The 11,445-nt window shown below is 36.0% G+C and carries 6 protein-coding genes; all 6 read left to right on the top strand.

Going from position 1 to position 11,445, the window contains the following annotated elements:
• The first annotated feature begins 129 nt into the window (after positions 1-129).
• Positions 130-1,509 carry a sulfatase gene (locus tag AB674_RS15730; RefSeq protein WP_053004300.1) on the top strand — a complete coding sequence of 460 codons (1,380 nt, stop codon included), beginning with the start codon at positions 130-132 and terminating at the stop codon, positions 1,507-1,509.
• Between the two features lie 29 nt (positions 1,510-1,538).
• The gene (locus tag AB674_RS15725) at positions 1,539-4,229 is read left to right on the top strand and encodes a DUF4962 domain-containing protein (protein WP_047778293.1); all 2,691 of its coding nucleotides are present in this window, start codon (positions 1,539-1,541) and stop codon (positions 4,227-4,229) included.
• A gap of 102 nt (positions 4,230-4,331) precedes the next feature.
• On the top strand, positions 4,332-8,381 hold the full coding sequence (locus AB674_RS15720) for a two-component regulator propeller domain-containing protein (RefSeq protein WP_047778142.1): 4,050 nt from the start codon (positions 4,332-4,334) through the stop codon (positions 8,379-8,381).
• 207 nt (positions 8,382-8,588) lie between these two features.
• Positions 8,589-9,728, top strand: coding sequence for a DUF4861 family protein (locus AB674_RS15715; RefSeq protein WP_053004299.1), 1,140 nt, complete (start codon positions 8,589-8,591; stop codon positions 9,726-9,728).
• Positions 9,729-9,751: 23 nt separating this feature from the next.
• Positions 9,752-10,546: a gluconate 5-dehydrogenase gene (locus tag AB674_RS15710; protein ID WP_047778140.1), complete on the top strand. Its 795-nt coding sequence runs from the start codon at positions 9,752-9,754 to the stop codon at positions 10,544-10,546.
• Between the two features lie 30 nt (positions 10,547-10,576).
• Positions 10,577-11,445 (top strand): glucosamine-6-phosphate deaminase (gene nagB, locus AB674_RS15705; protein WP_047778138.1); only part of this gene is annotated, 869 nt, incomplete at its 3' end.

Here is an 11,445-nt window from a genome sequence, read left to right as displayed (position 1 = left end):
CATAAAAGATTTTAGCTAAATTTAATATCATTTTGTACAAATTCAAAACGTTATTAACCTATTGCTAATTAAATTCGTTTTGTGTTTGAGTGCTCTCAAATCAAATAAATAATCTTATAAAGAGATATTATGTTATTTCAAAAAAACAGTCTGGTTGTATGTCTATTGTTATTTTTAAGCATTCCATTAATCATTAATGGACAAACAACAGAGCGTCCGAATATTCTAATTATAATGACAGATCAGCAAACCGCTGATGCAATGAGCATTGTCGGTAACAAAGATTTGCATACTCCGGCTATGGATAAACTAGCACAAAATGGAGTTCGTTTTACCAAAGCCTATTGCGCGCAGCCCTTATGTTCTCCCTCACGGAGTGCAATTATGAGTGGAAAAATGCCTCATGAAACCGGTTTTATAGGTAATGCACCTGAAAAAGACGGACAATGGCCTGAGGATTTGTTAATGATGGGTAAAATTTTTCAAAATGGAGGTTACAAAACAGGTTATGTAGGCAAATGGCATTTACCAGTTCCAACTGCCAAAAAAAGCCAACATGGATTTGAATATATCGAGAATACCGATTTTCAAGATTATAATGATGCCGCAACGCCTTCTTTCTGTGCTCGTTTTATAAAAGAAAATAAAAACACTCCTTTTTTATTAGTCGCATCTTTTTTAAATCCACATGATATTTGTGAATGGGCACGAGACGAGGATTTAAAAATGGATCTGTTGGAAAAAGCACCACCGCCAGATTTGTGTCCTGCACTTCCGGAAAACTGGAAAATTCCGGACTTTGAACCTAAAATTGTACGCGAACAGCAAAAAGTAAGTTTTCGCACCTATCCTACCGTTAATTGGAATGGCGACCAATGGCGTCAATATCGCTGGGCATACAACCGCTTGGTTGAAAAAGTTGATGTTTATATTGAAATGGTGCTGGCTTCCTTGAAAAAATATAATATTGAAAAAAATACCATTATCGTTTTTACAGCCGACCATGGTGATGGTTACGCAGGCCACAGCTGGAATCAAAAACAAATTTTATACGAAGAAGCGGCCAAAATACCTTTTATTATTTCAAAAATTGGCGAATGGAAACCACGCACCGATGAAATGTTAGTTTGTAATGGCACCGATATTATTCCAACAATTTGCGGTTTTACAGGCGTTAAAAAACCTGCCTATTTGAAAGGTGTTGACCTGAGTAAAAAAATAGCAAATCCTAGCCTAAATCTTCGTGATACTTTGGTAATAGAAACTGATTTTGCCGATAATGAAGAACTTTTGGGTATTAGTGGCCGTGCCGTAATCACTAAAAATTTCAAATACATTGTTTATAATAAAGGAGCTATCAAAGAACAACTTTTTGATTTAACCAAAGACCAGGGAGAAATAACAAATCTGGCAGTAGATAAAGTCTACAAAAAAGAACTTATCGCAATGCGCCGCTATTTGAGACAATGGTGCAAAAACAATGGAGACCAATTCGTTTCCGGATTATAAAAGATTTAGAAAATAAACTAGTAGAAAAAATGATAAAAAAAGGAATAATTATAGTATCGCTTTTACTTCTTACCTTACATACTTTCGGTCAACAGCAACCGGCTATAATTAAATTGAATGCTGAAAAATTGCATTCCAGAGTCAGAGAATGGCCTTATCCCGTAAATGGAATAACGGTGCCAACCAATGCTCCGGCTTTACTTTGGCCTGCTACTAATGGCCAAACAATGGTAAAACCAATGGAAAGCGGAAGCGAAGTGCCTGAAGATCCAAATATTGGTAAAGTCCGTTACAAAGTAATGCTGGCCAGTGATAAGAATTTCACCAAAGATTTGCTTACCGGTTCAGAACAAGCTTGGGCAGTTTATCCTTTACACCAGCCTTTAAAACCCGGAAAATGGTACTGGAAATACGCTTATGCATTAAAAGGAAGCAACCAATGGACCTGGTCACCGGTTTATGATTTCGTAATTGATCCTAAATATGCTAACGAAAAAGTATCGCCTCCAATAAGCGCCGTTTTAAAAAGAAACCAAGGAGCACATCCCCTTTTATGGGATATGAATCGCATCGGAGCGGATTTTTATAAGAATAATTTAGAAAATCCGGAGGCTAAGAAATTTATTGCTTTCGCAGAAAAACTAATGCTGGCTCCTCTTCCTACCGAAAAACCCCAACGTGTCATTGATACCACCGGTAAAAATAAATTAGAAAAAAAGATTATTGTCGAGCGAATGTATCATGGTTTTGGTGATGCAGTAGGTACTCCCGTTAGAAACTTATGTATTGCTTATCAATTGACTAAAGACAAACGTTTTATTCTTGATGCCAAACGCAGAGCCCTGAATATTGCCAATATGAACCCAAATGGATTGGCGACAGGTGATGATTTTACCAGCGGTGCCGTGCTCGAGGCCTTAGGATGGTTTTATGATGCAGGTTATGACTTTCTGAACCCGCAGGAAAAAGAAATTTTTAAAAATATAATTACCATTAGAGCTAAACGGGTTTACAGTCATTTACCAAATCGTTTTGAGCTGCATGTCAGCGACAATCATGTTTGGCAGATTACGCTTCGCAACTTAGCGATAGCCACCGTTGCAGTAATTAATGATGTTCCGGAAGCCAAAGAATGGCTCACCTATATGTACGAAGTCTGGTCGGCACGTTTTCCTGTATTAGGCACCACAGATGGCGGCTGGCACGAAGGAAACGGGTATTTTAGAGTGAATTTTAAATCCATCATTTACTTATCACAGATGTTTGGTGATTTTAGTGGTGTTGATTATTTTAAATTACCATGGATGGAAAACCTGCCGTATTATCTGTTATACACACATCCCACCGACGCTGCAAGTACAGCAACGGGAGATATGTGGGAGAACATTCCTTATATCGTAAAAGGAGAAGCCTGGTTTGCTGAAGCACTTACTTATAAAATGAATAATCCTTATTTAAATTGGTATGTTGAACAAATAAAAAAAGAACATCCGGATTACTTTAAAGGATCCGATGATTATTTGCTTTTCCGTTTATTGAATTATAAACCAAACAAAACCTTAGCCGTTTCCTCACCTGCCGACTTGCCTAAAACGCGAAAGTTTGCCGATATCGGGGTGGTTGCAATGCATGAAAATCTGAAGGATGCTAATAAAACACTGAGCAGTTATCTTATTAGCAGTCCGTTTGGTTCTTCGGGACACGGACATGCTTCTCAAAATGCTTTTACCATTAATTTTAAAGGAAAAGTAATTTTTGGAGGCACCGGGTATTACAGCAACTTTAGTGATAAACACAATCTTCTGGATTATCGTACTTCTAAGGCTTATAATACTATATTGGCCGACAGTTTAAATCAAAAAATCGGAGAAGAAGGTTACGGTTGGATTCCAAGGGCTATTTCGGGAAAACATATCCAATATGCACTGGGAGATGCCGGTAATGCTTATGGCGAAATTAAAAGTGATTTTTGGTTAAATCGTTTTAAACAAATTAATGTAGTCCCTAATAAAACAAATGGTTATGGCGAATCCGGAGTTACCGTTTACCGTCGACATATGCTACAGTTAGAAGGAGGTTATATTGTTTTGTATGATGAATTAGAAGCAAAAACTCCTGTCAAATGGACCACACAGTTTCAGTGTCCTTATTATACAATCGAAGCGCAAAATACTGAAAATGCGGCAGAACAAAACTTTATTGTCAATAGTGACTTAGGAAATGTAAGCGCTAAAGTAATCGCAAACAGTCCCTTGAAAATGCAAGTGCACAACAAATTTTTTGAGCCGGCTGTCAATTGGAATAAGGTAACCAATGATGAAGGCCAGATAAAGGATTTTAAAGAACAATGGCACGCCGGAATCACCTCAGAAGCAAAACAAAAATTTAGATTTCTAACGATCATTCAAATTAAAGACGGAAAAACGGAAATTATAAAAAGGCTCAATAGTAATAATGGATTAGCACATTTTCAAGTAGGAAACTGGGAAATACAAGCGCAATTAGACGGAGATCAAGCCAGTGCCTTTCAAGTTTCCAATAAAACGATACAATCCCTATTCAGTTATGGCAATGTTCCGATTAATTTTGAAGGCAAAAACTATATCCCAAAAATTGCCGGCAGCTCTGTATTATTAGAAATGGACAGCAAAAAATGGGATATCACAGAAGCCGTTGATGAACTGCCGGATGTGGTCAAATACGATAAAAAATTAGATTAGAAACCACTCTTATTTTTCTGTAAATTAGTTTTCCAAATTGACTTTTAGACAGACTCGCAATAGAGCGCTATTTTAAAAAAACGGAACCGACAAATACCCCTTATGAGAAAAAAACTTACCATCCTCGCTATACTGTGCATTGTTCTTTTTACATCTAAGAATTATGCACAATTACCGGATCGTAATTTCCGTAATATCTCCGTAGACAAAGGTTTGTCACAAAGCTCTGTATTTGCCATACAGCAGGATAAACTGGGATTTATTTGGGTTGGAACTCAAGATGGGTTAAATCGCTACGATAGTAAACGATTTAAAGTATATCGCCCTTTAAAAAGTCAAAAGAACAGTCTGCAGTCCTATTATATCCGCAGTTTATTCCTAGACCACAAAGGACAATTATGGATTGGAGGAAATAAAGGAGTCAGCATCTACAACTATAACACAGACAGCTTTGTAAATTATAAACTTCCCGGCAGCTTAGGAGAATGGTTTATTTCTTCTATAGCAGAAGATCATTTACATCAAATATGGGCAGTTTCTAATGCCGGAGATGTTTTTTTATTAAGTCCACAAAGCAAAAATTTCACACCTGTAAAATTCAATGCTTCTTCTCATGAGATAAAAAAAATCAACTATGTCGGGATTTGGCAGCAGCAAATTATTTTAGGTACAGATGTTGGTCTGTTTAAACTGAAACCTGCAGTGCATCAATTGGTAAAAATTGATTTAGGCAAAAAAAAGCCTTATATAAATGATGTATACATTGATAAAAACAAACTCTGGATTGCAACGGAAGGTGACGGAGTATTAACATACAACACGCAGACCAAACAGATTAGTTCGTTACTGCATACGACCAACCCAAACAGTGCCGCAGATAACAATATTAGATGTGTTGGCAAAGATACAGAAGGAAATATTTGGCTGGGCACTTTTAAAGGCCTTACTATTTTTAATCCCAACAATTCTACTTTTAAAAATTATTACCATCAAATAGCACAGCCTTTTACGATTAGCCAGAATTCTGTGCGCTGTTTTTTCAAAGACAAACAAAACGGTATCTGGCTCGGAACGTATTATGCGGGATTAAACTACTACCATAAAAATGATATTAATTTTAATCTTTTAAGTCAAAACTCAGGTAAACCTTCTTTAAATGACGAAGTTATAGGTGTCATTAAACAAGATCCAAAAGGCAACTTTTGGATTGGAACCAACGATAAAGGAATAAATTATTGGAATAAAACGACCAATACCATTACCTATTTTTCTAACAGTGAAAACAATCCAAAAAGTTTAAGTTCTAATAACATTAAAGCAATTGCATTTGATGATAACGGAAATGTACTAGCCGGTACGCATAATGGAGGCTTAAATTTACTTAATCCCAACAGCGGGATGGTAGAGCGTTTTCGTCATGATGAGAACAATCCAAATTCTATTGCAGGAGATTTGGTGTACAGCATTCTTAAAGACTCTAAAAATCGTATTTGGGTAGGTACAAAATCCGGACTGGATCAATTTCATATAGAAAAAAAATCATTTACCCATATCCTTCTTGATAAAGCAGGAAAACGACTTGTTTCAGACAATATTAATTTCCTTTTTGAAGACAGCAAACATCGCATCTGGATTGGTACCACAAATGGAGTGACCCTATTTTATCCCGATAATTTTTTGTTTGGAGTTGTAGGACACGGCAAACCCAGTGATGATATTATAAATTGTATTACTGAAGATCAAAAACACCGAATCTGGATTGGAACCCGGGAAGGACTTTTATTATACAATGAAGCACAAGAAACCTTCACCAGTTTTAAAACAAGAAAAGATTTTACCGAAGAAACAATCTACGGAATACTTTCAGATGATGATGGAAATCTTTGGATTTCTACCAATCGCGGACTGGTAAAATTCAATCCGGATAAGGGCACTGTTCAAAATTTTGACGAAAGTGATGGACTGCAAAACAAACAATTTAATGAATATTCATTTTGCAAAGCCAAAGATGGAATGATGCTCTTTGGAGGTATAAAGGGGATTTCCTACTTCTATCCTAAAAAGATCAAACAACGTCCGCTTCCTCTTAAACTTAGTTTTACCGCCCTGGAAGTTTTAAATAAAGTTGTTGCAGTAGCAGATGAAACTGACATTCTGGAAAAGCATATCGATCAGGTAAATGTGCTGGAAATTGGACCTGAATACAAGCAATTCAGCATCTTTTTCAATACTTTTAATTATATCTCTTCTAATCGTACTTACTATTATTACAAGTTAGAAGGTCAGGATAAAGATTGGCAACGAACGGAAGAATTAAAAATCAGCTATAGCAACTTACCTGCCGGCGATTATAAATTACAAATTAAAGCCGTTGGTCCAAATGGAGAAATGAGTTCGATTAGAACTTTAAAAATTAAAATATTACCACCTTGGTATAAAACATTCTGGTTTTCTTTATTACTGTTATTAGTATTATCCGCAGCCGCTTATATCGCTTTTCGAATATTAAAAGAAAGGATAAAAGCCTTACAGCAGTTAAAATTAGAGCGCATTGATAAGGAAAAAGCCAATTACATTAATCAGGTTAAAATGGATTTTTTCACCAATGTATCACACGAACTTAGAACACCTTTAACCTTGATTTTGGCTCCTTTAGAAGAATTATTAAAGATGCCTTTTACCGATAAAATCACAAAAAAGAAACACGAATTGATGTTTATCAATGCAAAACGATTGTACAATTTAGTAGATCAACTTTTTGAGTTTAGAAAAACCGAAATGGGGACAAAACAACTTAAAGTAAGCAAAAGTGATATTGTAAGTTTTACCCATGAAATTTATCAGTCCTTCAAACCACTTTCAGAAAAAAACCACATTCATTATACTTTTCATACCAACGAAACCAACCTTACCTTTTTCTTTGATAAGGATGCAATGGAGAAAATTTTATTTAACCTCTTGTCTAATGCCTTCAAATACACCAAAAGCAACCAAACTATACAGATAGAACTTTTAAAAGTTACTGATAGTATAGCCATAAAAGTTACCGATACCGGTGTTGGTATAAGTGAGCAGGATTTATCTAAAGTTTTTGATCGCTTTTATCAGGTAAACAATCGCGAAATGAATCTGGGTTCCGGCGTTGGCTTGGCTTTTACCAAACGTCTGGTAGAACTGCATCACGGTAAAATTACGGTCGAAAGTGCAGAAGACAAAGGCAGTACTTTTACAGTTTCTATACCTACAGCAGATTTCATTTATAAAAACGACTCGCAGGCGGAGGATTCCTTATATCAATTATCAATAACCAATGATAGTGAAGTTGATGGTGAAGATGATACTTTTCCGGAGGAAAATGAAATCAAGGAAAGCGGACAGCTTATAAAATTATTGATTGTTGATGATAACGACGAAATCTTAGATTATCTGCGGGACTATTTTAGTACAATCTATGAAGTAAGTACAGCCTCAAATGGTCAAGCCGCCTTAGAATTACTGGAAATACATCCTTTTGATTTGATTATAAGTGATATTATGATGCATGAACTTGATGGTCTGCATTTTTGCAAGAGAGTAAAACAGAACATCAATACCTCTCATATTCCATTGATTTTATTAACAGCACGTACCGAAACCAGTCAACAAATCAAAGGATTAGAAATGGGCGCAGATGATTATGTAACAAAACCTTTTTCAACTCCTTTATTAGCCGCAAAAATAACAAACCTGCTTCGTTCCCGTAAAAGGTTGAAAGAACACTATTCAATTGGTAAAGAAATGATTCCGGAAAACATTGCCTTTAACCCTCTTGATGAAGAATTTCTAAAACAAGCGATCAACATCGTCGAAGAACATCTGGCCAATTCAGAATTTTCGGTAGATCAGTTCAGCAGGGAAATAGGGATGAGCCGTTCCAACCTGTATCTTAAATTCAAAGCTATTACAGGAGAGTCAGCAATCGATTTTATAAAAAGAATCCGTTTCAAAAAAGCGGTAGAATTAATGGAAAGCAGGCGTTATACCATTGCTCAGGTTACCTACATGTGTGGTTTTAATTCTCCTTCTTACTTTTCGACAGCCTTTAAACAGCACTATGGATGCATGCCAAGCGAATATTTAGCAAAAACAGATGACATAAATGAAAGTGACTAAAAACATAAAAAAATAATATACTATTCCCTTCGTCATTAAACACTTTCCGGCAACGAAGCGTTTAATTATAAATTCAAATTTATCGAAGTTTAATCTCGTCCAAATGGCAAATCATTTGGAAACGAGTACCCTCTCTCGTGCTCTATTTGAACTACTAAAGAAGTGATTTTCATTTAAAAAACTTAAAAATAAATAAAAACAAACCATATGAAATCCATTCAATTGATAGGCCTGATCTTCCTTTTTCCTACGCTCTTTTTTGGGCAAACAAAGGCAATTATTACGATTCAAAACAATTCGGCTATAGCAAGACAAGAAGCTGTGACCGCCATTAAATGGGAAAACATTACAACTGCATTTCCCGAAATAGACACCGCAAATTTTGTGATTATTAATCAAAATACAAAAAAACAGGTTCCATACCAGTTGGAACATCTTGGTAAATCTTCAATTCAAAATGTATTGATTCAAATCGATGTGAAGCCAAAATCATCTCTAAATCTTATGCTCCAAAAAGGCAAACCCAATTTATTTGAAACCAAAACCTATGCCCGTTATGTGCCGGAACGCAAAGACGACTTTGCATGGGAGAACGATAAAATTGCTTTTCGCGCTTATGGAAAAGCAATAGAAAAATCAAATGAAGATGCCTATGGATTTGATGTTTGGGTAAAACGAACCAAAAAAATGATTCTTAATGAACGCTATAAAACAGGAAATTATCATGTAGACAGCGGCAACGGAATGGATTATTATCATGTCGGCTATTCCTTAGGCGCAGGCAATATGGCGCCCTACATAAACGATACGATTCGTTATTCGGCAAATTACCACCAATACAAAGTTTTAGACAATGGTCCTTTACGCTCCACTTTTCAACTTATTTACGATACTTGGGATGCGGGCAAAATTAAAATTAAAGTTACAAAAACCATTTCCATAGATGCCGGATCACAGCTTAACCGAATAGAAAACGTCTACACTTTTGAAGATAATAAACCAATTCCTGTTGTAATAGGAATCATAAAAAGAGCTGAGGCGGGTGTAATTTCTTTAAACGAACAACAAGGTATTCTTGCCTATTGGGAACCTACTTTTGCTCAGGATGGTACTACAGGGGTAGGTTCCATATTAAGCAATCCAACCGCCACCATGTGGATCGATAAAACCCAAATATTAGCCAAAACCACCGTTACAAATAACAGTCCAATTGTCTATTATACCGGTGCCTGTTGGGATAAGGCGCAAGAAATCACTAATTCGAAGCAATGGTTTGACTACTTAAATAATTTTCAAGAACAATTAAAAAATCCGTTGACCATTACTATTCGCCAAAACAAACAATAATTACTAACTATAAAATATAAAAAATGTCATTTAATTTATTTGATTTAACAGGAAAGACAGCTCTCATTACGGGAGGAGTTCATGGCTTGGGAATGGCAATGGCCAAAGGTCTTGGACAGGCCGGTGCAAAAATTGTTGTAAACGATCATTCTTCGCAAGCAGCGGTTGATCATGCAATTGCCGAATATAAAGCAGAAGGTATCGAAGCCTATGGGTATCTATTTGATGTAACCGATGAAAAGGCGGTTATAGACGCTATTAATAAAATCGAAACGGAAGTTGGTCCAATCGATATCTTAATAAACAATGCCGGAATTATCAAAAGAACTCCAATAATTGATATGGAAGTTTCCGATTTTGAAGCTGTTATTAAAGTAGATTTAACCGGACCGTTTATAGTTTCTAAAAATATTGCCAAAGGAATGATAACCCGAGGAGGTGGTAAAATTATAAACATGTGCTCTATGATGAGTGAACTTGGGAGAGATTCCGTTAGCGCATATGCAGCTGCTAAAGGAGGTTTAAAAATGCTGACCAAAAATATGGCTACAGAATGGGCCAAACACAATATTCAAATCAACGGAATTGGTCCCGGCTATTTTGCTACCAGCCAAACGGCTCCGATTAGAGTAAACGGACATCCATTTAATGAATTTATCATGCAGCGAACACCTGCAGGACGCTGGGGAAATCCTGATGATCTGCAAGGTGCTGCAATATTTTTAAGTTCAAAGGCAAGTGATTTTGTTAATGGTCATATTGTTTATGTTGATGGAGGAATTCTGGCTACTATAGGAAAACCATCTAATGAAAACTAGTTTATTATTCCTTGATCCAAAAAATATAAAATGATAAAAAGTATAGTAGACAAAGCAACAGGCTTCGAAAAACGATTTGAAAACATCAATACAGTAGTTTTTGAAAATTCTAATGAGGCTTCTAAAGCGGTTGCTCAGGAAATTGCAGCTTTAATTCAATCCAAACAAAAAGAAAATAAACCTTGTATTTTAGGTCTGGCAACCGGTTCTTCACCAAAAGGATTGTATGCAGAGTTAGTACGTCTTCATAAAGAGGAAGGTTTGAGTTTTAAAAACGTAATTAGTTTTAATTTGGATGAATATTATCCAATGGAACCTAATTCTATCAACAGTTATGTTCGTTTTATGAAAGAATTACTGTTTGACCATGTCGATATTTTACCTGAAAACTTCCATGTTCCCGATGGACTTTTAACCAAAGAACAAATTGCAGATTACTGCCACGATTACGAAGCTAAAATTGAAGCCTTAGGTGGAATCGATTTACAGATTCTTGGAATTGGAGGAAACGGACATATTGGTTTTAATGAATCGGGTTCACTTCAAAACTCAAAAACGCGTTTGGTAGCTCTAGATCATATTACAAGAGTTGCCGCAAGTAAAGATTTTTCCGGTTTAAGTAATACGCCTAGAACTGCAATTACACTTGGAGTTAAAAAAATCATGGAAGCCAAACAAGTTATTTTGATGGCTTGGGGTGAAGGAAAATCTAATGTGATCAAAAAATCAGTTGAAGATGAGGTGACCAATCAGATTCCGGCTTCGTTTTTACAGGAACACAATAATGCTGTTTTTGTTTTAGACAAAGAAGCGTCTTCAAAACTAACGCGAATCAACAGACCTTGGTTGGTAGAAAAAGTAACCTGGAGTGATAAATTAATCCGAAAAGCCGTTTTAGG

The sequence above is a fragment of the Flavobacterium sp. ABG genome (assembly GCF_001027725.1).
Lineage (GTDB): Bacteria > Bacteroidota > Bacteroidia > Flavobacteriales > Flavobacteriaceae > Flavobacterium > Flavobacterium cupriresistens.
The sequence above is the reverse complement of the archived record's forward strand: the minus strand, read 5'-3'. Positions and strand labels throughout refer to the sequence as shown.